This is a genomic window from Vibrio sp. TRT 17S01, from assembly GCF_050113695.1.
In the GTDB taxonomy this organism is placed as follows: domain Bacteria; phylum Pseudomonadota; class Gammaproteobacteria; order Enterobacterales; family Vibrionaceae; genus Vibrio.
In genome coordinates this window covers 594,553-615,669 of the sequence record NZ_JBNJOG010000001.1, presented here as the reverse complement: position 1 = coordinate 615,669, position 21,117 = coordinate 594,553, and the positions used below count along the sequence as shown (strand labels likewise).

General features: G+C 45.8%; 27 protein-coding genes. All 27 read right to left on the bottom strand.

Annotation, left to right across the window (positions count from 1 at the left end; all coding sequences use genetic code 11):
• Window positions 1-4: 4 nt before the first annotated feature.
• Window positions 5-2,713, bottom strand: a complete 2,709-nt coding sequence (locus ACQEXS_RS02785; protein ID WP_427012747.1) for a phage tail tape measure protein — start codon at window positions 2,711-2,713, stop codon at window positions 5-7.
• A 111-nt stretch (window positions 2,714-2,824) separates the two neighbouring features.
• On the bottom strand, window positions 2,825-3,529 hold the full coding sequence (locus ACQEXS_RS02780) for a phage tail assembly protein (RefSeq protein ID WP_427012746.1): 705 nt from the start codon (window positions 3,527-3,529) through the stop codon (window positions 2,825-2,827).
• 84 nt (window positions 3,530-3,613) lie between these two features.
• Window positions 3,614-4,102: a phage major tail tube protein gene (locus ACQEXS_RS02775; protein WP_427012745.1), complete on the bottom strand. Its 489-nt coding sequence runs from the start codon at window positions 4,100-4,102 to the stop codon at window positions 3,614-3,616.
• Complete coding sequence (locus ACQEXS_RS02770) at window positions 4,095-5,273, bottom strand: phage tail protein (protein WP_427012744.1); 1,179 nt, start codon at window positions 5,271-5,273, stop codon at window positions 4,095-4,097. The genes ACQEXS_RS02775 and ACQEXS_RS02770 overlap by 8 nt, the downstream gene beginning before the upstream one ends.
• Window positions 5,274-5,275: 2 nt before the next feature.
• The gene (locus ACQEXS_RS02765) at window positions 5,276-5,482 is read right to left on the bottom strand and encodes a hypothetical protein (RefSeq protein WP_427012743.1); all 207 of its coding nucleotides are present in this window, start codon (window positions 5,480-5,482) and stop codon (window positions 5,276-5,278) included.
• A gap of 85 nt (window positions 5,483-5,567) precedes the next feature.
• Complete coding sequence (locus ACQEXS_RS02760; protein ID WP_427012742.1) at window positions 5,568-6,161, bottom strand: hypothetical protein; 594 nt, start codon at window positions 6,159-6,161, stop codon at window positions 5,568-5,570.
• Window positions 6,158-7,273, bottom strand: coding sequence for a phage tail protein (locus tag ACQEXS_RS02755; protein ID WP_427012741.1), 1,116 nt, complete (start codon window positions 7,271-7,273; stop codon window positions 6,158-6,160). Before ACQEXS_RS02755 ends, ACQEXS_RS02760 begins: the two co-directional genes overlap by 4 nt.
• The gene (locus ACQEXS_RS02750) at window positions 7,270-7,890 is read right to left on the bottom strand and encodes a phage tail protein (protein WP_427012740.1); all 621 of its coding nucleotides are present in this window, start codon (window positions 7,888-7,890) and stop codon (window positions 7,270-7,272) included. The genes ACQEXS_RS02755 and ACQEXS_RS02750 overlap by 4 nt, the downstream gene beginning before the upstream one ends.
• Complete coding sequence (locus ACQEXS_RS02745; protein ID WP_427012739.1) at window positions 7,871-8,851, bottom strand: baseplate J/gp47 family protein; 981 nt, start codon at window positions 8,849-8,851, stop codon at window positions 7,871-7,873. The genes ACQEXS_RS02750 and ACQEXS_RS02745 overlap by 20 nt, the downstream gene beginning before the upstream one ends.
• A complete protein-coding gene (locus ACQEXS_RS02740) occupies window positions 8,848-9,180 on the bottom strand; it encodes a phage baseplate protein (RefSeq protein WP_427012738.1) in 333 nt (110 codons plus the stop codon). Before ACQEXS_RS02740 ends, ACQEXS_RS02745 begins: the two co-directional genes overlap by 4 nt.
• Window positions 9,177-9,875, bottom strand: coding sequence for a phage baseplate assembly protein V (locus ACQEXS_RS02735; protein WP_427012737.1), 699 nt, complete (start codon window positions 9,873-9,875; stop codon window positions 9,177-9,179). The genes ACQEXS_RS02740 and ACQEXS_RS02735 overlap by 4 nt, the downstream gene beginning before the upstream one ends.
• On the bottom strand, window positions 9,850-10,287 hold the full coding sequence (locus ACQEXS_RS02730) for a hypothetical protein (protein ID WP_427012736.1): 438 nt from the start codon (window positions 10,285-10,287) through the stop codon (window positions 9,850-9,852). The genes ACQEXS_RS02735 and ACQEXS_RS02730 overlap by 26 nt, the downstream gene beginning before the upstream one ends.
• Window positions 10,288-10,315: 28 nt before the next feature.
• Window positions 10,316-10,834 carry a phage tail protein gene (locus tag ACQEXS_RS02725; RefSeq protein ID WP_427012735.1) on the bottom strand — a complete coding sequence of 173 codons (519 nt, stop codon included), beginning with the start codon at window positions 10,832-10,834 and terminating at the stop codon, window positions 10,316-10,318.
• Window positions 10,809-11,144: a hypothetical protein gene (locus ACQEXS_RS02720; protein WP_427012734.1), complete on the bottom strand. Its 336-nt coding sequence runs from the start codon at window positions 11,142-11,144 to the stop codon at window positions 10,809-10,811. Before ACQEXS_RS02720 ends, ACQEXS_RS02725 begins: the two co-directional genes overlap by 26 nt.
• 1 nt (window position 11,145) lies before the next feature.
• On the bottom strand, window positions 11,146-11,484 hold the full coding sequence (locus ACQEXS_RS02715; RefSeq protein ID WP_427012733.1) for a hypothetical protein: 339 nt from the start codon (window positions 11,482-11,484) through the stop codon (window positions 11,146-11,148).
• An 82-nt stretch (window positions 11,485-11,566) separates the two neighbouring features.
• A complete protein-coding gene (locus tag ACQEXS_RS02710) occupies window positions 11,567-13,738 on the bottom strand; it encodes a head maturation protease, ClpP-related (RefSeq protein ID WP_427012732.1) in 2,172 nt (723 codons plus the stop codon).
• Window positions 13,731-15,218, bottom strand: a complete 1,488-nt coding sequence (locus tag ACQEXS_RS02705; protein WP_427012731.1) for a phage portal protein — start codon at window positions 15,216-15,218, stop codon at window positions 13,731-13,733. Before ACQEXS_RS02705 ends, ACQEXS_RS02710 begins: the two co-directional genes overlap by 8 nt.
• Entirely contained in the window at window positions 15,211-15,417 is a 207-nt protein-coding gene (locus ACQEXS_RS02700) for a hypothetical protein (RefSeq protein WP_427012730.1), read from the bottom strand. The genes ACQEXS_RS02705 and ACQEXS_RS02700 overlap by 8 nt, the downstream gene beginning before the upstream one ends.
• A complete protein-coding gene (locus ACQEXS_RS02695; RefSeq protein ID WP_427012729.1) occupies window positions 15,414-17,504 on the bottom strand; it encodes a terminase gpA endonuclease subunit in 2,091 nt (696 codons plus the stop codon). The genes ACQEXS_RS02700 and ACQEXS_RS02695 overlap by 4 nt, the downstream gene beginning before the upstream one ends.
• The gene (locus tag ACQEXS_RS02690) at window positions 17,485-17,955 is read right to left on the bottom strand and encodes a hypothetical protein (RefSeq protein ID WP_427012728.1); all 471 of its coding nucleotides are present in this window, start codon (window positions 17,953-17,955) and stop codon (window positions 17,485-17,487) included. The genes ACQEXS_RS02695 and ACQEXS_RS02690 overlap by 20 nt, the downstream gene beginning before the upstream one ends.
• A 223-nt stretch (window positions 17,956-18,178) precedes the next feature.
• Window positions 18,179-18,400: a hypothetical protein gene (locus tag ACQEXS_RS02685; RefSeq protein WP_427012727.1), complete on the bottom strand. Its 222-nt coding sequence runs from the start codon at window positions 18,398-18,400 to the stop codon at window positions 18,179-18,181.
• Window positions 18,401-18,411: 11 nt separating this feature from the next.
• The gene (locus ACQEXS_RS02680) at window positions 18,412-18,705 is read right to left on the bottom strand and encodes a hypothetical protein (RefSeq protein WP_427012726.1); all 294 of its coding nucleotides are present in this window, start codon (window positions 18,703-18,705) and stop codon (window positions 18,412-18,414) included.
• Window positions 18,705-19,385: a hypothetical protein gene (locus tag ACQEXS_RS02675; RefSeq protein WP_427012725.1), complete on the bottom strand. Its 681-nt coding sequence runs from the start codon at window positions 19,383-19,385 to the stop codon at window positions 18,705-18,707. Before ACQEXS_RS02675 ends, ACQEXS_RS02680 begins: the two co-directional genes overlap by 1 nt.
• 218 nt (window positions 19,386-19,603) lie before the next feature.
• On the bottom strand, window positions 19,604-19,831 hold the full coding sequence (locus ACQEXS_RS02670) for a hypothetical protein (RefSeq protein WP_427012724.1): 228 nt from the start codon (window positions 19,829-19,831) through the stop codon (window positions 19,604-19,606).
• Entirely contained in the window at window positions 19,828-20,139 is a 312-nt protein-coding gene (locus tag ACQEXS_RS02665) for a hypothetical protein (RefSeq protein WP_427012723.1), read from the bottom strand. Before ACQEXS_RS02665 ends, ACQEXS_RS02670 begins: the two co-directional genes overlap by 4 nt.
• A 38-nt stretch (window positions 20,140-20,177) precedes the next feature.
• Window positions 20,178-20,609, bottom strand: coding sequence for a M15 family metallopeptidase (locus ACQEXS_RS02660; RefSeq protein WP_427012722.1), 432 nt, complete (start codon window positions 20,607-20,609; stop codon window positions 20,178-20,180).
• A complete protein-coding gene (locus ACQEXS_RS02655; protein WP_427012721.1) occupies window positions 20,609-20,890 on the bottom strand; it encodes a hypothetical protein in 282 nt (93 codons plus the stop codon). Before ACQEXS_RS02655 ends, ACQEXS_RS02660 begins: the two co-directional genes overlap by 1 nt.
• Window positions 20,891-21,117: the final 227 nt, after the last annotated feature.

Below are 21,117 nucleotides of genomic sequence, written 5' to 3'. Positions count from 1 at the left end.
CTCTCTACGCATCAATCGAAGACACAGACAAAGATTCACTTACAGACAAGCCTGCCATCTGAAGTGATTCCTCAAGTTGACGCTTAACTTCAAGCGCGATCTGCTGAGCATCCATACCAGGGGCAGCATGAATTTGAATCGGAGCATCGACTTTTACAGGTGGCATCGACCGAGCAATCGCCTCCTTACGTTGATTCTCTGCGATCGTCTCTCTAACCTCAGACGACGGTGTAAGGCGATGATTCTCACCTAATGCCTTATCACTAAACCAACCAGCCAACATCTCGCCGCCCATATCACCCAAGAGTGAACCAGCGATACCACCGACAACGGTCCCGACTCCCGGTAAGATCAACGTACCAAGTGCAGCCCCTAGACTGGCCCCACCTAAACCACCTAATAAACCGCCACCTTCAGTGATCGCACCTTTTGTATCACCATCCGCCAATGCACTTGCAATATTGCCTGCAGAAATTGCCATAGAAAGAGGGCGTAATACTTTGGAAAGCCCAGATTTACCGAGCGTGTCAGCGACATCACCCGTCACATCAATAGCATCCTGCGCCATCGCAACGGTAGGAGTCATCGCCAGCGCTCCGGCACCAAGTGAAAGTGGAAGCGCGCCTTTTCTTCCAGTGAAAGCACCAGAGGCAAAGTTATACGCCCTAGCCAAAGGATTTCGAGATCGCACCCGACGGCGACGGGAACGACCACCTCTCGCACTACCGCCCGAACCACCTGCACCGCCACCACTATTCATCAATGTACGGTTTAGCCGGCTAAACTGCTTTTCAGCAAATTGTGCGGCTCTGCCACTTTGTTGTGTTTCTTTATTCAATCCTTTACGGAACAGACGAGACTTATCCAGCGTATTGCCAAAAATAAGAGAAGCGGCCTTGCCAGCTAAAATAGCCCCTTTCAGGCCAATAAAAGCCGCTGCACCAATACCAACGACAGCTGTTAACTCCTGATTCGCTTCAGCAAAATCACCCAGCCACATCACCGCATCACCTAAAGGCTCCAAAACCCAATTCAACGCGGGGAGAACGGCAGTACCAACAATGACGCTTAACCGATTTAACCCATTGATAAAACGCTGTATCCCATTTTCTGAAGTAGAAATGCGACTATTGAACTCATCTTGCAAACTTTTTGTATGAATAGATTGCTCTTGATTGGCGAGCTTGAGCGTCTTTTGGAACAACCCCATATTTTCAGCGAGTGAAGCAACAGCACCTTTTGCCTCTTCACCAAAAATCTGAGTGAGTAAAGCACTCTGCTCTTCTAATGGAGCGGCTTTGATAGCCTCCAACACCTCGATGAGGGTCCCTGACGCATCTTGCTGCATTGACGCAGCGAGGTCTGACGAACTAAACCCAATCGCCGACAGCGCACTTTTTTGCGAACTCGTTGCAGCATCGCCAAGCGTTAACCGACCAGAGATATTCTTCAGTGCAGTGGCCGTGCGTTCTTCACCCATACCAGTAGACAACATCGCAGCTGACAGAGCGGCAGATTCATTTACTGAAAAACCAGCAAGCTTTGCACTTGCACCTTGGCGTGACATCACACCTGCAATATCACGAGCCTTAGCATTCGAATTGTTCGAAAGGTAATTCGCAAGCCCTGCCAGCCCCATCGCGCCAGATTGATCCAATCCAAGCGCGGATTTAAAGGTTGCCAGTGTTTCCCCTGCATCACCCGCCCCCATATCAAACGCTACACCCATTGCGGCCGAATCGAGAACAAACGACTTAAGTTCATCGATGTTCTTAATGCCACTCTGACCACCTGCAGCCAGCATGGCATTAATGGAGTTTGAATTGAGGCCACCACCATCTTTATTGGCCTGAGTTTTCAGCGACCAAGAACGAAGCTGAGCAGCCTCTTCCGGAGACATGTCGACAACCTTCTTTACATCAGCAAAAGAAGACTCATTTTTTACCGCAGTCCAGACAGACGCCCCCAAGGGAGCCGCTGCCATTGCCAAAGAAGTGGCTTGCCCACCTAACTCACCTAACTTTGCGTTACGGTTATCAATGCGAGACTGTATAGCCTGCATCTGCTTTAAGTGAGCATTTTGCCTTTGGATAGCTGCGGTCGCTTTATCAGATCGCTGCTCTAACCGCCGCTGCTCATCCCCTAGTCGCTTGGTGTTCAGCCCTGCACTTTTTAGAGTTGCCCCCAAATCACGCAGCTTATCTCGCTGCTTACCTTGCTGATCAGTCAGCTTGGTAACACGTTGCGTTGCTTTTTTATAAGCCGCATTCAGGTCAGTGGTTTTAACCTTGCTTTCGTGAATCTCACTATTTAAAGCGCTTAACCGAAGCTCAGTTTCCTTAACCTTTAACTTAAGTTTTTCAGCACCTTCACCAGAGGTTTTATTTAGCTGCGTATTCAACCGCTTTAGATCAGACTGCGTTTCACTATAAGCGGCACGCAGTTGATTGGTGTGGGCTTTTTGTTCATCTAACTGCTTAGAGAACTTAGCAACTGAATCACCCGCCGATCGGGTTTGCTCCTTGAGCTTACCCATTCGCTTTATAGCAGCCTGATACCCTTCAACTTGCTTTAACTTGCCATTAATCGAGGCAATTTCAGTGCGCTGCTCTACAATCGCTTGAGTTAAGCGCTCCGTCGCAGAAGTCGTTGCAACAATGTCTTTCGCGCCACGCACACTCGCATCGAGTATAAAGCTAATTTTCTCAGCCACGTTTCGCTCCCAACTTTTCCAGAATCAGCTCGTAACGACGCACCGCAGCATCCTGAGGCCACTGCATAAGCTCAGATTCAGAAGTATTTCGGTGCATCGGAATTAAATCGATCAGAGACTCAACGTCTTTTGGCCAAAGAATCCCGCCGACGGTAGAAAAAAAGCGCCCACCTGCGGTTTTAGCGCTAGGTAGTCATTGAGAGAAAGGTATTCAAAATCCTGCTTTGAAAGCCCGGTAACAACGCGGAACATAAAGTCCTCGCGCTCTTGCGAATCTTCAATTTTTGCCAGCTCTTGCGAATGGATCACATTGGGGACGGTAAATTTGATATGAGAAATGTGCTCTTCAACTTCATTGGTAAACGGATGAAGTAAGTCGAAGCAAAAGTCCTCACCACCCAACGGGTGACCCTTTACTTGATCGCTCGGCGTTAAGATAAACTCACAAATATCACTGTAGAGCTGAATAAAATCTGGTGACTTTAATGTATTGAATTTTTCTTCGGTAACATTGGTGCAAGTCAGGATGACTTGTTTGCGCTGCTCAAATTCCTGTGTGTCGGTTAACTCGGTGAGTTCAATATGTGGCAAGCTTTTAAACGCAGCGACTGAAATCACTTTAAACTTAATTTTACGCAGCTCATCAAACTTCAATTGAGCTTCATCAATCGCCTTTTGCAGCTCATCCAGCTTTTCTTCTGGCGTTTCGTTATCGCACTCCTTTAGCTGTTTTCGCAAGCTAGCCAATAAGCTTTCTAGCGCCTTACTTTCCTCAGAATTCCAGCTAAAAAAACGAAGTAAACTATGGTCTTTCATTATCCACATCCAATAAAAAAGCCTCTCACTGAAAATCAATGAGAGGCAGGTTGAGAAGTCGCGTTAAAATTGAAAAAACTAAGCTTAGGTAATCCCAGCTTCACCCATCAGGTCAGTACCAAACACCACACATTTGCCTGTTTCTGAATTAATGTCGTGAACAACCACTCCGGTATCGCGTAGGGTGTAAGCCTTACAAACACCTTCAATCGTTACCGAGGGCTTTTCACCCATCTTCTTGGCGTCAGGTTTCACACTGTTAATAATGGTATAAAGAGAATGCTCTTCTTTATAAGCAACCCCTTCTGTGGTCTTGCCTTGTTCTAGAAGGTTGAGCTGCCCCGGCTTGGTCATGTACTTCCCGAGCGTCTGGGCAATTTTTAGGTGATCGCCATTCACCTTCATAGACCAGCTCAGCTTATTCAGGCGAACAGCATCTTCGGTCTCCACAAAAGAGCCTTCTGTGCCCACCATCTTGTATGAGATTTCTGGAGCATTAAACTCGTTGATCTCATTCATTAACGGCAAGCCTTCCAGCAGCGCCGATAAGCGCAAACGGATACGATCAGCCATTTACGACCTCCTCTAACCATGATTCAATCAAGCCGTTATCAACGCTCATTTCATAAACCATATGTTCGTTTGGTGAATAACGGCCATAATTCACACACAAAAACCAACGGCCCGAGTTGTAGTTTTCAAGGCTATTCTTGCTTGGGTGTAAAAACGCTTTGAAAACAGGAATCACACCCTCAGCAACCAGACTTTGCCCCCAGTTGTTTAAGCGATCGACCACCTGAGTCATAAACGCTTCCGTTAGCAATTTACCCATTAATGGCTGACTTGTTTCCTCAAGCTTACGCGCCATCAAATCTTCCAAACCAACGTGAGCAATAAAACGACCTGTATTGGTCCGGTTACCAATAATCGAATAGCCACCCATTCGGGTTCGAGCAATAGTGACAACACCATGTTTATTTAAAAAGTTGGCCTGCGTTGTCTTGTCACCAATTTTGTACGAGACAGTTCGGCTCGGTTCATCGCAAAGCACACCCAAGTTTTGCGGGCTCTCATAACCTTCCACTGCGGCCATAGCGGCAACCAGTGCAATCGATGCAGGCATAAGCACCTGTGCGCCGTCATACTTTTTAAGGAACCAAGGGTCGATAATACTTAGCTTGTCTTCCCCTGTACCTTCGGCGCCAAATTCCGCCGCAAACTCAGCGGCAGCCATATCGTTTGTATTCGGTCCATCCAAAACGGGACGACAACGAATATCGCGGCCAATTAAAGAAAGAGATTGACCAACCGCCTTGGAACCAAAGCCCGGCGCCGCGACAATAGTTGGCGTTTCAGGACATGCTTTAATGGTCTGCAAACCCGTCAGCGCGCCTGTTGCCGAGTCCACGCCACCAATCACATTCGTTTCTGTGTTCGCAGGCGTCGTTGTGTCTTCTGCTACAACCGTGACATACAAAATACACTTCACGTATTCCAGCAAATAACGCACAACATTAGGCAACGTACCACTACGATCGCCGACACTATCCAGCATCAACATGGCATGACTGTAGTTCCACAAACGAACAGGCTCGTCATAAGCAATCGAGGCATTTTTATTACTGGCTGTTCCGGTCAAATGAACCACATTCAGTGCCAGGGGCCCCATACTTGGCAACGGCTCAATGGTGTTAACTTCCACACCATTCAGCTCAAAATCTTGAATAGGAGTAAGCGTTGTCATAATTACTTATCTCCTTTACTAGTTTGTGTTGTTTTTACCAAAGCTTCAGGTTGGCCGACTTTGCCATTAAGCAGCAGCATGGTTGCCTGAGAAGGTAAAAGAGGAATGGTTTTTTCTTCTGGGCGCACCCAGCGGTGTTCCCAACGAAACGGAATCAGAATCGGGTAATTCTTTTTCTTGTCTTCCGTCTTACTCTTGGTGTCTGGCATTTGTCAGCTCCAATTAAAAAAGCCGACACAAAGGTCGGCTGGTTGTATTAACGGGTATAAAAAAACCTGCTAGAAAGCAGGCTTGTTATTCGGTCGGAGGCGTTGGCCAAGGGTTTTCAGTTTGGATCTTCAATCTCGCAGCTATCGCTTGCTTTTCAAGCTCATCGGCTTCAGAAAGATGCTCTATCGTGCCGCTCACCCGCTTAATTTGCGCTTCATCCATTAGTGGCCGCACGATTAAGTCATATTGATAACGGCGGGTATCATCAACTTGGTTGTACTCAGCAATGTATTTGTCGCTTAGGTTAGTAACCCAGCTGTCAACACTCCATTCATCCCACGGCGTTTTTGGTTTAAGCAACGTGCACTCACTGGTCACTAGAGATTTATCAGCAAACTCTTTAGGTTCGCGAGTTTGTTTATTGTAGGCCGTTACTTTTACGTAGCGAACCTTTTTAATCCATTTACCATCTGAATAGTGGCGAACGGGTTCATTGCTCGCGTTCAAATAAGCCCAGTATTCATTTTCCTGCAGTTGCTCCTGAGGATGACTTTGAGGCACGCAATATGGTGGAATAACGAAACGTGATGGTTGCTTTATGTCTTTCGTAGCATCGCGCGTACCTAGCAACTCCCCAGTAACATGCGAAGTAACATACAGCATTAATGACTCACTCATGCAGACTCTCCATGGATGATGTAGAAGTTGAGAAATGAAGAGTTGACTTCCGTATGCTCACCTGTACGTGCTACTAATGAAGAGTCAAATCCTACACTACGATAATATGTTCCTGTACCAATGTTACTAAGTGAATCCAACTTTCTATAACCTTCCACTCCAGCTTTCCCATAAAAGGCACCATTTAAAAAGAAGTTATCTCTTTCAAATATTGCTGAATTCGTAACACTGGAAAAAATACCATCAATCTTTTGCATTTGGTCCACCACCGTCGAACCAGCGGCACCAAATGGCCCCGCAACTGCAATGTGTGGCATTAGCGTATAATTAGGAACTGTAAACCTCAGCCCATCCGCGCTAATGCCATAATTACAAGCATTCTCTTCTGGTTTCGCATCAATTTGGTCCTGAGGAACTAAGTTGGCTGCATTCTGAATTTTTTTCCATATTTTGGGGTAATCAGCGACAGCATAGTCACTACCATCACACAAAAAAGCCATATCAAGATGGGCTCCAACAATGGAATAAGGCAGTGGAACACCAATGAGTATTGAAAGTTCTGCATATTGAGAGTGGGGCTTGGGCTCATTCTTATGAACCTCAATAGCTTCATTCAAATCCCTATCAGTAGCTAACACCACCGACGGGTCGATTGTGTAACTAATAACATCTGCATTAGACGTTTGAAAACGCAGACGATATATAAAGCTTTTGGCCTCTCCCGGCTTGTAGCTCTTAAAGTCACCTTCCACCCTGCGGTAAGCGTATATTTCACCCTTATCAGTGATCGCAGCAAGACCCCAAATTTGATAACCCTGCCCATTGATATGGTGGTCCGCTGGAATATCAATCTGAACAATAAATTCACCGGGATTGTTGGCGTCTTCTTTCACAGAACAAGGGAAAAGACCATCAGCACCATAGTCACTGACCATAGCATTAACGTTAACAGGTGATTGATCGTTAGGTAACAACCCGCCATCAATCTTCATATGTGTAATATCAACCTTGGTTTTTTGCGCCTTGGCCGCAGCTTCAGCAGCGATCCCCGTCAGCGTAATATAACCTTGAGTATCTAACTCATTCAGTTGTTGTGGAGTCAATTGAGTCATGTTGCGGCTCTCGAATCACTGTAAATATAGACTTCGCTCATTACGCCAATACGCGTAGAAACGACTCGCTCTTGATCTTCAAAAATAAATGGCTTGCTATCACTAATCACTCCCGTCTCGGCTAAGCAGCCAACACGAATGCCAACCACAGCAGATCGAACTAGGTCCATTGAAGTGCTGTCACGTTCACTTTTGTAACTGGTAACACGTTGAGACAGTCGATGCTGTAACTCTACAGTCAATGCACCCTTTTCAACTTCAGCTTGCACGTCAAGTGAGTACGGTTTGGCACCGCGGCGAATTTCAGAAGAAAATCCAAGTGCGCCTAACGCACTTTTCAACCCACCCCGGGTACCCGCTTTACTATGGATACCAAAAGCATTGTCTGTCGTATCGCGCTGCTGTTTAGAGGTATCTCCCGGTTGCCAGTCAAGCACAGCTCGCTCGCCAGCCAATAAAGCTACAAACTCATCCGGGGTTTTCTGTGGGTTCTTTAAATCAGGAAAAGGATTAGGGAGATCGTCAAACACACGATGCCAACCATATTCCAAAGACTCTTCAATAAGCGTTCGGCTTTCTGGCTGCACGCTAATGAATTCATTCGGATCGGATTTCAATCGTCACCCCCGTACAATATGGCGCTTCATCCCAAGCGCATTCTACGTCTGCAACTGGCTTTAATACCTTTGCTCGCTTCGCGCCTAATTGATAGAAGATATGTGCCACTTCTTCTCGGTCAATCGTCGATTCCAAGCGATGCATTTTTTTCGCAAAATCCCATCCAGACTGTTCCGCAGTGGCTTGAGTAATGTGATGGTTCGGGTCGCCACCAGTATAAACAACCACATGAACTTCATATTCTTTTAATGTCGCTGCTTTTGTCGAAATCTCGTCCGACTCTTGTGCAATGTCATCACGCTCAAGGTAGGCTTTAACACGCGTTAAAAGTGCCGCACTAGGTATACCATTTTCAGACTCACGGCTTAAAATCGCCGTTGTCACTTTGCCAGAGTTCGGCTCAACCATTCGAGGTTCGGCATCTTTAACAGGATTACTGATTGTCTCTGTCGGAAATTCATACCGCATAATAACAACGTTATCTTCCTGCTCGACCGTGATTTTTGGTCGCTCATCAAGCGTAAGCGCATGAAACTTATAACCAAGACGCGTCCCGGTTGTATGAAACTGGTAGGGGGCTAGGTCGAAGCGACGAAGTAGATCTTCATTCGATTCCATCACAGCCGGAATGGGAGGGTAAACAGACGTATCCTCAGGTTCCAGCGTCTGCCGCTTTAAGCGATACTGCAGCGCCAACAAATCAACCATCTCCGTTTCAGACACATACTTTCTGAACATCTGTAACGAAGCATGGCTTTGTTTACGGATATCCGCGATGTATTTCAGTATCAAAGCTTGAGTAACTTGTGCTAACAACTCACCATCATTTTCCAGTGTTTCACGCAGTTGTATCGCCTTTTGAGCATCCCCTTTTGCACAGTATTCAACGGCATAGTTAATATAGTCAGCCAGTGTTTTTTCATAATCAGGAATTTGAAAAACCGAAGGTAATGCATTCATAACTTAACACTCGTTTCAAATGGTTTTCCTTGCCAATCCCCCGATACCTTAATCAAAAAACCAGTATCACCGGCTATCGCCTGACATTGTGTAACAACATAATCCGTCGCCCCACACGCTGGGTTTGTCAGCGCTTCAATAGACAGGTTTTGGATAACCATCGCTTCCGAAGGAGATTGGTTCTTACCGATCCGCTCCACCGCCCTATTGCCGAATTCACGGCGCTTAACGCGGCTAGAAACCTGAGTAGTAAGAATTCGTTTAAATCGGCAGGCCAACGCAGCCAATCCATAGACTGTTCGCCCCGTATCAGGGTCAACACTTATCATTTTTTGGCCTCACTCGTTGGTCGCCCTTCATCATCAACGTGGTGATGAAGCTTCACACTGTAACCGTCCACATTGATGTCACCGCCAGTAACGGCCATAGAACCAGCAAACGTTGCTGGACCTCCACTTGCACCCGCAGAGATAGCGAAACCACCCTGATGGTTAAACATGCCCGTGCTGGTAATATCCCCCGTTGAGACAGTATCTCCAGTGCGATTAGTATTGCCCGTATGTTCCTGATTCCCGTTATGGGTAAGGTCGGCATTTAACTCCATCCCACCGGGATAAGTGCAAACAAGAGATCCTGCTTCAAGGTCGTAAAGCTCAGTCATTCCATTCCCGTAATCAGTCATCACCTGATTAGCCTCAATGGTAGGAGGAGCAAATGAGTTAGAGCACAATCCCATCAAAGCAACACCATTACTAAGGTTGTCACCACTGCCAAGGTTAATTAGAACGCACTGTTCCCCCACAGTAGGACGGCGATAATGACGAACCTTTCCGGCTGCATGAACAAAAAATGGAATCTGTTTTGGGTTGTTTTTCCCTGTGCGGATATCCACAGTAGTATCGCCTGCCGCAGTCACCGTCCCTAAACGAATAATGTTTGCGAGTCGGCGGTTTGCTTCCGCTAACTCTTCTTTTAACCCAACAACTGCCAGCTCAAGCTCACGAACTCTGCGTAGAATCTCCATAAGTTAGCTCCGTACCACCTAGCTCTAACAGCTCCTCTTCAACGGAGCCCATATAAAACTTTTGCTTCACCGTAACAGTCCGAGCAAACACGCCAAGCTCATGAGAAAACTTACTTGGCATATTGGCAACAACAACCGCGGGTTCACTTCGATGGTCCCCTTCAAGGTTCATTCGGTTAATCTCGCGCTCAATGCGTGACGCCGCATCCAACGCTTCCAAATCAAAATTCTCGACTGACGTTGGCACCTCGACTAAAAAACGCAGTTCCACTTCATGTTGATTGCGTCCGTCGTTCGCATATGCGGTAAGCTCTTCAAGCTCTCCAGCTTGATAGCTGATGATTGTTTGAGTAAGTTCAGTAGCAGATCGTTTGTAAACCGAGTCAATAGTAAGATTTAGCCGGTCCTGCAATCTGCCACATACATAAAGCACCCACTCGCTAGGGTTGCGTATATAAAGCTCGGAATTCACGGACAAAAAACTCCTCAAATTTACGATTAATATCAGGCAAATAGTTGTTTATGATCGCCTCAGTATCTTCAGAAATATTCTCCGTAACCAGCTCCACCGAACGACCTTTCCCCGTTCGCCGAAAAACCAGCAACTCATCGCTTTCCATAGGAGAAATAAAGGCACCTTCGTAAAAGTTATCGCCTACTTCGACACCCTCTTTTCGTTGAATAGGCTTACCTAATCGATGCACACCGATCTCATTAACACCAATCCACAACTTCGACATCCTGCCGTTCTTGTATGACCGAAAGCGACTTCTTAAAGCCTTACCATCGATTTTTAGTTCATAACCGAGCTCAGCCATCGAGATGCCCCTTAGCCATTGACTGGTTCGCGATACCGCCCGATTAACCAACTTCGGAAAGTCTTTACCTAACGCACTGTATTTCTCAAGGAAATCACCATCAATAATGGCCTTATTACTTAGGATATTCTGACCAACCATCATTACCCCCTGACGTTTGTTGCGCCATGGTGTACTCAAGTGCGATTTGACTGTCGGAGCCTGCATCTCTCAATGGCTCTTCATACACAAGCAGATATCGTTTCCCTTGGTAATCCAATAAACAACTTTCAGGTAAAACGTCACTTGAAATGAGACGATGAACAATATGATTGCCTTGCGCACTTGTGCGAATATAACCAATAATCTCTCGCCGATCGCCTTCCGGCGTAGTCACGATATGGGTACTACCAAAGCAATCCGCGATAGACGCCCGGAGCAAACTCCGGGCAGAATCAAAAAGGCTGCTCATATTAAGCGCCAGCAACAAGTTCAGTGATAACCTCACCCGTTAAAAGAACGCCACCATCGACAAAAACACCTACGGGTTGAGCAACCTCTCCCGCTGTCGTTGGTTTAGTTTTGGTAAACACTTCGCCTTCTAAGTACGCGGGCTCACAAGCAAACGACGGGGCATCCCCTTCTTTAATTGGGCCATCATAAAAGCCTGCATGCGTACAAGTGACCATGTGACCAGCGGTAGCATTAAAGCTTGGAATAACCACTAAAGCACCGACCAAAATCGGCACGTCTTTTTTAAAACCAGCCGCAGGTGCGACTACTGCAATTTTTTTACCTGGTGCAGTCTGCATAAGAATGTCTCTCTGAAACGAATGGATACAACAAAGGAGAGCCGAAGCCCTCCTTTATGTCATAAGTAAAGTGAATTTAAGTTTAAGCGAATGTCGCCGCCGCAATACCGCGGCGATCCAGCACCTTAGACGTAATGTCATAAGTAATGCGGAACTTCGCACCATCACTTGTCCAGCCGTCACCCGTTTCCAACCACGGGTCTTGTTGACCGTCAAGGAAACCCATCACCACAGTATCGAAGTCTTTCGTAGTCAAACCAATCGCACCGTTAATACCAGCAACACGAGCGGTCTCAATCACTTTGTTAAACTTCTTATATGCTGGGTTAAAGCTGTCTGGTTTGCTGGCTGTATTCAACACGGCTTCTAACATGGATGCATGATCTGGGTTTGCGATCAGGAATTCACCACGCAAGTCTAGTGCATCACCACCACCATCTTTTGAACCGTCAAAAGGAACAGAGGTTGCTGTAGCAAAGACTTTATGTAGGGCCATAATTAATGCCTGATAATCACCTTTGGCGATACCTTCTTTTAAGTTGCCCCATTTACCTGCACTTGGAGGTGGTAAGAAAACATCTTTACCGTCGCCCATTTTCCCGCTGAGAATTGCGTTAAACATCAACTTATCAGATAGGCGATAACCTGCTTGCATGAACTTACGCGGCACTTTAGCAATCAGGCCAATTTCATCATTGATGATCGCCTGACGTGTAAACTGAATTGCACGACCAAAAGTTGCGAGCTGAATACGCTCACCACTACCTTTGAGCATGGCAGCTTTGTATTCACCATCTTCACCAATCGCCATTAGATCAGGCGAGTCATTCACCATCACCAATTCAGTTTCGCGAAAATCGCTCAGGTTTTCAGTGTTTGCCAGCTCTTTCCATAACGGTGCTCGTACCTTGGTTTCATCACGCATTACGGTGCGGATGCCTTCCGTGATAATGTCGCCAAAATCACCGGAATTAAACGCACGGTTAACCAGTTCGTTCTTAGTCATTGCAGAACCAACGTTAACACCCAGTGATGCACGCGCCATATTGAGCAGCGACTCATGACCAAAGCTGTTATCTTTTTCCAGCTTTGCCACGCCTGCACGTGCATTCAATGCGTTCTGCAGTTCGTCTTTTACGTGGTCGCCATTACCAACTCGGACATGAGTTGGAGTAATACCGTTTGTCCCACCATCAGCACTTTGCTGACCAAGAATATTCATCAAGCTTTGCGATGCATTTTCCATAGTGAAATTCGGGTCACTGAGTACTTGATTTGTTTGCTCTTCACTAAGGTTGAGCGTATTGCAGAGATTCTGTAGGTTCTCCCGGTCGTTATTCATATTGTTAAGAATACGAGAGGAAGCCATTTCAACCGTGCATTCCATGTCTTCTAGCATGGCATTCATGAGCTTATCGTTGACACCATGCTTATTGCACAATTTACGAATAGCTTGTTGACGTTGGTTCTCTGCCTTTACGGCATTCATAAGTTCATTTGGTTTCGGCATGTCGCTTACCTGTTCAGATGGATTCGATTCTGGTTGAGAGTTATCGGCAGGTGCCGTTTGGTTTGAAAGATCAGGCTCGGTGCTACTCTCTGGCTTACCAAGCGTGATGCAATTTAAAAGAGATTCAGGCGCATTTTTAAATTTGGCTATTTCAGAAGCGTCTTTTTCGTTGAAACAGTTAGTCAGATCGACAGGGTCAATCACCTTGTCAATCAAACCCCATTCAAATGCTTCCTGCGCGGTGAACCAAGTTTCTTGAGCCATCGCAGAGAGAACATCCTCTATAGGCTTTCCGCTTCTCTCGACATAGGCATTGGAAACGGTAACTTTCGCATTTTTAACCTGAGTTAATGCGCTCTCAATCTCATCTTCTTCACCCCATGCGCCAATGCTAGGGTTGTGAATCATGAACGTTGAGTTTTCCGGCATATGAATTTCGTCACATGCCATAAGCATGTACGTTGCAATTGATGCAGCTAGACCATCAACAACGCCTATTGTTTTACCCTTGTGAGCCTTAATTGCGTTGTACATTGCCAAGCCTTCATAAACACTTCCACCATAGCTTTGGACTCGCATTACCAAATCTTTGTCACCAATTTGCTGGAGCGCTTTCACCACATCAATGGCATAGATGTCCCACCCGCCAATTTCACCGTGAATATAAAGCTGAGCAGGTTTGTCAGAAGCATCATTTTTTAATGTATACCAACTCTTAGTTGGCGCAGCCGCTTGTTTAGGCATTGAAGGTTCCCTCACCTTTGGCGTTGGTTTGAATTTTTTCTACAAGGTTGTGTGCAGGATCAGAGGTACTAACAATACCGTCAGCATTCATCTGTTCGCGTTCTGCCTTAATTTCCTTGCGTGTAGTTAGTGGGTTGATATTGCGCTCTCGCTGAGAGTGGCTGAGTGAAACAAGACCTAGACGGGTTCCTTTTTCAATACCGACCATTTCCTTCGCGGGGTCAATCCATGGCATAACTGGTGCTTGGTAAATCGCATTGAGAACACTAATTGGATCAACATCGGTCGGAATGCGCAACTCACCATTCAGAATCGCCATCGTTAATGCTTGTCGATACTGAGGACGGGTCCAATTGAGTACAAACTTACGTTGCAGAACACGATAACGCCCAAATGAATCGACCAGCTCTTGGCGCTTTGAGGCATAGCTACCACCATCGTAATCACGAGTTGCAGAAGAGTTATTTACTCCAGCTGCTCCGCTAATGAGCCTTTGTTGGCTACTACGAAAAGGGGAGCTCATTGCTTCCTTGCGGTTTGATTCAACAATCCCAGCATCTTCGCCTCGTCCAAGTTCGAATGAGTTACCCATACCAAGAAAGATATCGTCGCTCCTTTCAAAATCCGATTCAGGAGTGCTTACATCACGTTTAACAAAGTAAGCAAAGCGAGAAGCAATCTCAGCACTAACCATTTCTGAATGGTCATAGCTTTCTAACCGACCAATAAGATCCAGTGCCGAATGTAAAAGTGAAATACCACGGTTCTGATGCAATCTGCGTGTAAACTTAAGGTGGCACATAAACCCTGCACTCACCTCTACAAATTCAAAACCCTTTGAGTTGCGCTGAATTAAGTAGCTAACCGCCTGCCCTAGTTGATTACGCTTAATCCCTTCAATTATTCCACCTTCTTCCTCCGTAATATGGCGGGGAATATAGTCAGGTTCGAACGGTTGGATAGCAAAGGGAGTGCTGCTTGGATATTCAATCTGAGCATGCTTGCCCAAATACATACGCCCAAACACCTCACCATCTCGCAACCATGTTCGACACGCCAACCATTCAGTCTCACTTCTAGACGTTTCTGCATCAATGTTCTGGTTGAGCGAATGCTGCTCATGCCAACGAGAAATCTCTTGTGCAAAATCAATATGCACATTGCCATCACGATCGAGCGGCTGAGGCTCAACCATAATGCCGTTGGGTCCAACAACATTGGCACATAACTCATCGAGAATCGCAGTAACAAACGGATTGTTTTCGTCTCCATCTCTCGCTCGTTCTGCAATGGCTTTCGCGCCTTTATTAATTTGGTTGGCATTGCCTTTGGAGAAACTACGTCGTTGCTTCGTTTTAGGGTCAGCAGGAAGAGCTGCTCGATAACGGTTTAGTAAACTGCGATCATAAAGCCGTTTTAATCCATTTTCTGGACTAAACACCGCCACTACGCGATCTACAAAATTAAAAGAGCTATTCAAGGTAAACCCTCCGCACTACACTGCGTTTTTCGTTTGCGATCAGATTTTGCAAACGCTCAATCTCTTTCCGGACTGTAGCTAAGCTCGCGAGAGTTAGCTTTTCACCTTCAGCCGTTGTTACTTCTTGCTGCATTAAAATTTTGCGTTCAGCTTCGATGTACCAAGCTAAACGCTCTCGGTTTGTAGGTATTATTGTCATCCGAAAATGCCTTTTGAATGGTTGTAACGACGCTTAGGTTTACGCTCAAACTCGGGCTTAACATCAGCATCAACGACATTACTATTTAGTTGCCACTCTGCAGCCCAATGAGGAGGTTTAGACCAATCAATGTTGTCACCACCTAAGTAGTGCATCCCCGCTTCAGCATACGAGCAGAGATCTAACGTTTCATTAGAAGTGTTGGCGGGACATTCCCAATTGCCTTTATCATTAATAAACTCGGCAGTAAGCTCTTCGTACCAATCACGATCCGCCCACTTGGGTAAATGAAAATAGCGAGAGCCAAACTCTAAACGGGAATAACTGGCCGCAACACGATTTTTTAGCCGGTTGGTATGCAGCAGTAAAAGTGGCACTTCACCGTGAGCCAGTTTGCTGCGCTTATCTGGGTAGGTTTCTTTAACCAGCTTATCAATGTCTTTACTCGCTCCTTTCACCACCCTAAATAAGTGAGCAAGGTTCTTTGGTTTTAAGCTGTTGTAAAACTGATATGCCTGATCGGTAACAGAGGTTTTCTTTCCGTCTTTTTCACCAGAGCTTCCCCCTGAGTCACAAACAGTAAGAACAGGTTTCATAACCCGACCCGAACCATCAGAAAGTGGGTAAGTTTTTTTAATAACTTGTTCGGTCAACAACTCCCAATCTTCCGCATATACTGCGGGATTAAGTCGCTCATTATTGCGGTTTGGGTTGGTGACAATTTCAAAACGGTCGATAACCCAACGTTGTAACCCTTCGCCATAAACCTTAGCTTGCACAACGAAACGCGCGTTCTTTTTGCCGCCTTGTACATCGATACTCATAATCAAGAATCGACCACCCTCTGGAATAAAAGCGCGCGGGTAATCTACAGCCTTTTCCATCAGTTCATGAGCGCCAATATCATTGCTTTCAGTTTGAAGAATATACGGACGGCCCACATCAACGTTGTAAAAAGACATCAACTTGTTTTCATCACCCGTTGTTTCAAACTGCCGCTGCGCAGCAAGATAACGAATAACAAGGCTCTCCCAGCTTTGATACGTAGCGACAACGCCCTCAAACCAAAACGTTGCCCACTTGGATTGTCTGATCTTGCTTTCGTCGGTGACTTCTTCACCATACTGGTCAATTGCCCCTTCCCGGAACCATTGCCCTTGTAAATTTTTCTCTTGTTTCTGCTCTTCGCTAACAACATGTGTACAGCGTGGACACTTCACGTGCGCCGTTTTGGCAATTTCAATGTCGTTACCGAGCGAATCATCCCAATGCAGGGTTTCAAACACTGGCATAAACCAGTGTTCACAATCATCACACCACCAATAAAAACAACGACGATCCCCTTGATTGTAGATTTCCGCAATGCCTCCACAAGGTTGTGCCTCATGTGGGCCAAGTTGTTCCTCAGGTACAGGATTGCGAACCAAACGCCCCGGAGAACTTTCAGCCATTGCCATTCCTGACGACTTAGCATTTTGCACACGCTTTAGCATCAGAGAGAACTTGTCCCCCTCCTGCCCCACGCCATCATCATCACGATCATAGTCCGAGCAAGCCGCGTAACGATAAGTTTCAGCGGATAAGCTGGTTTCAGTGGCTGAATCCAAATTTAGATTCATTCCATTTAAAAAATGTTTATAAGTAAGGGTGTCGTCTGACTTTCGTCCTGTTCTTAACTTAGCGATCCCTTCTGTTGCAGAAAAACATCGAGCCAAATCTTTCTTCGACATGCTCTCTGCTTTCTTTTTAGTGGAATAAATCAGCAACATGTCACCGGGGGCTTGTGTCACTGTGTAGTTTATCCAGCCTTCCACTAAACCTTTTGTTTTTCCGCTTCGCGCAGGCCCCATTAACCCAAGCGCTTCATAAATTCTGCGAGCAAGTGTATTGAGTGGCTCTCGCATATAAGGAACTTGGCTAGAGAGAAACTTGGTAACGTCCGTTCCGTCAGAGATCCACAAACCATCATCAGCCGCTTCAACAGGCGTTTTGGTTTCTGGGCGACACAAGTGCGCCAATTTTCTGCGAATCGCCGCAGCATCAGCAAACTTCACGCCTAAGCAGTCATCAAACTTGTTCAAACTCATTTGCTACTGCCTCTAAATCAAAATTAAACAGCCTTTCCAAATCTTCTAATTGCTGAGGCGTAATGTTAGCGATAGCCGTTTCAACACGAACGATTGCAGTATTCTTAAAACTCTTAATCGCTGCGATACAACGGCCTAGTTCACCTTCATAATCAGCAACATCCACCACTTCTTCGGTGTCTTTCATAAACTTGAGTTTCTCAGCTTGAGCTTGGATATAAGCTCTAAATTCAGCTGCCGTTTTAAACCCCATCAGATCGGGGGCATCAGACTCTTTTCGTGGCGCTTGAACTAAATAAGGAATAACTTGAACAATGTCATAAAGGGGCGTTTGCCCTTTATAGGCAACGGGCTCTATACCCGCCGCTTTTAGTTTTTTTCGGATTGTTGAACGGTGATAGCCAAAAGCCTCTAGCTCCGTTAGGTTCCAGAGGCGCTTCTCATTATTCATAATGACCCCTGATAAACGTAAATCGTTATTCCCGACTCTCCGAGTGGTCACGCCCTTGCTCGCCTTAGGCTGACGTTGCCATTAATGAGGGGATTTCGCCCTTAGCTTGTGCCTTTTTGATTCTGAGCCCGCGCTCACACGTAAGGAGTAACAGCATTAAACTGTTCATGGTCGTAGCTAACACGCTCAGACAGCGAGGCACCAACGCGATAGGAAATAGGGGTTATCGTGTAACAACGGTAGCGTTGTTAATTTGAAAACGATATTCACCGGGTTTAAATAAATCGGCGTAAACACCAGAAGAAAGTGCCGCACCACAATTTAACCAAGTTTGACTGTCAGCACCCGTAGCGACTTGAAGTTGCGCACTACCAGTACCAGAAATTTCTATTTGAACATTGCCACCTTTATGTACAAATGGCTTTTCATGATCATGTTGCTTCATGCCAACACCTTTTAAACGTCTTCACCTAACAATTGGTCAAAGTGCTTCTTCACGCTCTTTGCCTTTAGCTTGGTGCAAATGTAAGCCCCTGCTTTATTCGCAAGCATCGCCTCAATCGTCTTGTTTACGGTCAAGCGCTTTACTTCTAGCCCATGCTTTTTCGCCAATTCGACAAATGAGGGTTCTTCTTCATTGGTAAAAACAACCAACTTATAATTGCCAACATGCAGGGCATCTGGATACCGCTCAGACGCATACGCTTGCCATTGACTACTTTCTATATACGCATAAACCTGATGCAACATTACTGCTCCTCCCACACGGCTTCTGTGTAATTAAGAAGTGTGGCCGTCATACCAATTGGTTGAATAGCACTTTGAACAGCACCTTCCGCCTTATTGGTTAGCGGTAAATCAACGATCAAGTTACCCGCTTCTCTGTCACCACCAGTCCAAACTTTCAACCCCCACATCAAACCATCGCCCATCGGGATAGAAGTAGTGCCACCATAAGGGCCAGCTACACGGTCAAAACTAAGCACTTCGGTGCCATCTCGTGTACTGGTTGCAGTATTTGAGGAAATAACCCCGTTGACACGCTTATACCAAACCGGAGCAGACGGTAGTTTAAATGGATCAGAAGAACTTACTGGATTTCCAAGCCATCCATACTGAAGTCCATTGAAAGAAGCAACACGCGTCGTCAAAGGATCGTAATTAGGGTTGGAATCACCAAACAAGTACCCTGTACTAAACCCGATGACATTAATCTCAACTTCAAAATCACCGCTTAACTCAATAGTTTCACTTAGCTGCCAATACTGTGCTATGCCGTCTAATCGGGCATACCATGTTTTTTCAGTAGATGGCGACAGCACACCATCAAGAACGCCAGTAATAACACGAGAGAGAACAGGCTGAATAAGCATAAGCAACTCGGAAAGGGTCACCGCCGTAAGCACAAATACCAATGACCGAAGTCTCATGGTGCTCGACGACACCATATATAAACGCACTTTTTTGCTCTTGGCGGTGGTAGAAAAATAAGAAAGTCAGTATAGGAAGTGGCTAGCCGGGATTAATCTGGTGATAGTCAATACAGTCATTCAACTGCTCGATATAAAGCATCAGATTAGTCACAGAGCGATCGGGATAATAAACACCCCCTTCAGCCTCATACCATTCAAGCTCAGGCGGTACAGGTTTACACATCACCGTCGGAATTGGATTCGACGTCAATGCGCACCCGCCCAGAACTAGCACCGAAGCGCTCAGTATGCTTAGCTTTAGCATCTTGCTTAATCGCATTGTACTTTTGCTCCTGTTGTTGCAGTTGCTTTGCTCGTTGATGTCTTTCCCACATATCGCTGGCTTTAAGAACCAAACGACTTACTAACGGAAGAGACTTCAACACTGCTATTAAACCGCTCATTTTGGTTTCAACCGTTTGTGAAATTTCGGGTCGTTGAAATCAATGTTTTGAGCATAGCCTTTGTTCGTTGCGGCCAGTTCGAGTAAATCAATAACCCATTCGGGCAACCAACTCAGTCGTTCTGGCTTAATGAACTGGCGAAGTATCGCCCAACCGTATCCAACTACGCAGATATACGCTGCAATGACTTTTCCATCATCACCAAGCAAAGCAATCAACGCATCAAATGCTGATGCATCAGGACTGCCGATACTCGCAATGGCTAAGCCAGAGAACAGCGCCAATACCAAAGCAATCATTAGCTTCATTGGCATTCTCCATTAAAAAAGCAGCCAATTGGCTGCCGTTACAAGATTCCTAAGTATTCAAAATGAGGCCCGTCATAACTGCCCCTTTGATGTTCATCTTTGCTGGAGCCGTTTTGATTCCAGTCACCACCCCAACGGATACGAATACCGATGATTTTTGCCGCTTTAAACATGGCATCTGCAACTAACTGGCACTTATCCCATGCCAATTCACCATTAAGCAAAGGGACCAGATCGACTGCATGGCAAAAACCATCACTTTGAATTAGATGCTTACTATTAAGAGTCCAAGTTTTCTTCGGCTTGCCATAGTAAAGCTGACGCTGACGCTCAGTCGTGCGCACCGTTTCACTCACAGAGATATCAACCTCTTCAAGAAACGTAATAGCAAGAGCGACGCATGCTGCCATTTCGGGTTTTAACTTATGTAAACGAGTAAGGCTTCGTTTGCCTAAATAGAATTGAGGCATTACTTTCTCTCCAAAGCTCTTAGGCGCTGATCTATTTCTCGCTTGTCAGCGTTATATTCCTTTCGGAATGCATCACTTCTTTCTGCGGCCTCTTGGATATCTACCCTAAGGTTGAGCATATCGGCTTGAAGCATAGCAAGAGAGACTTGATTACTGCTCACAGTGCCACCAATCCAAAGTAAGAGTGCAGCGATAACTGCCGAAGCAACAGTGACCAAAATCTTTGTTTGGTTTGAGTCCTGTTGTACTGGAATATGTTTTTCACCGCATGGATTTGACATAGATAGCGCCCACAAAAAAGCACCCAGCTTTCAACTAAGAAAGGGGTGCCTTCACAAATAAAATCACAGATAAAAGAAAACCCCGCCGAGTGGGCGAGGTTTTGCATCGTGGAAATATTGCTCCATTTAGGGGTGATTGTCAACACTCACCCACTAGATATGCCCTATATGTAATCTAATTCACTAATATAAAATTGATTGCAACTAACTACACCTGTATAAAAAAT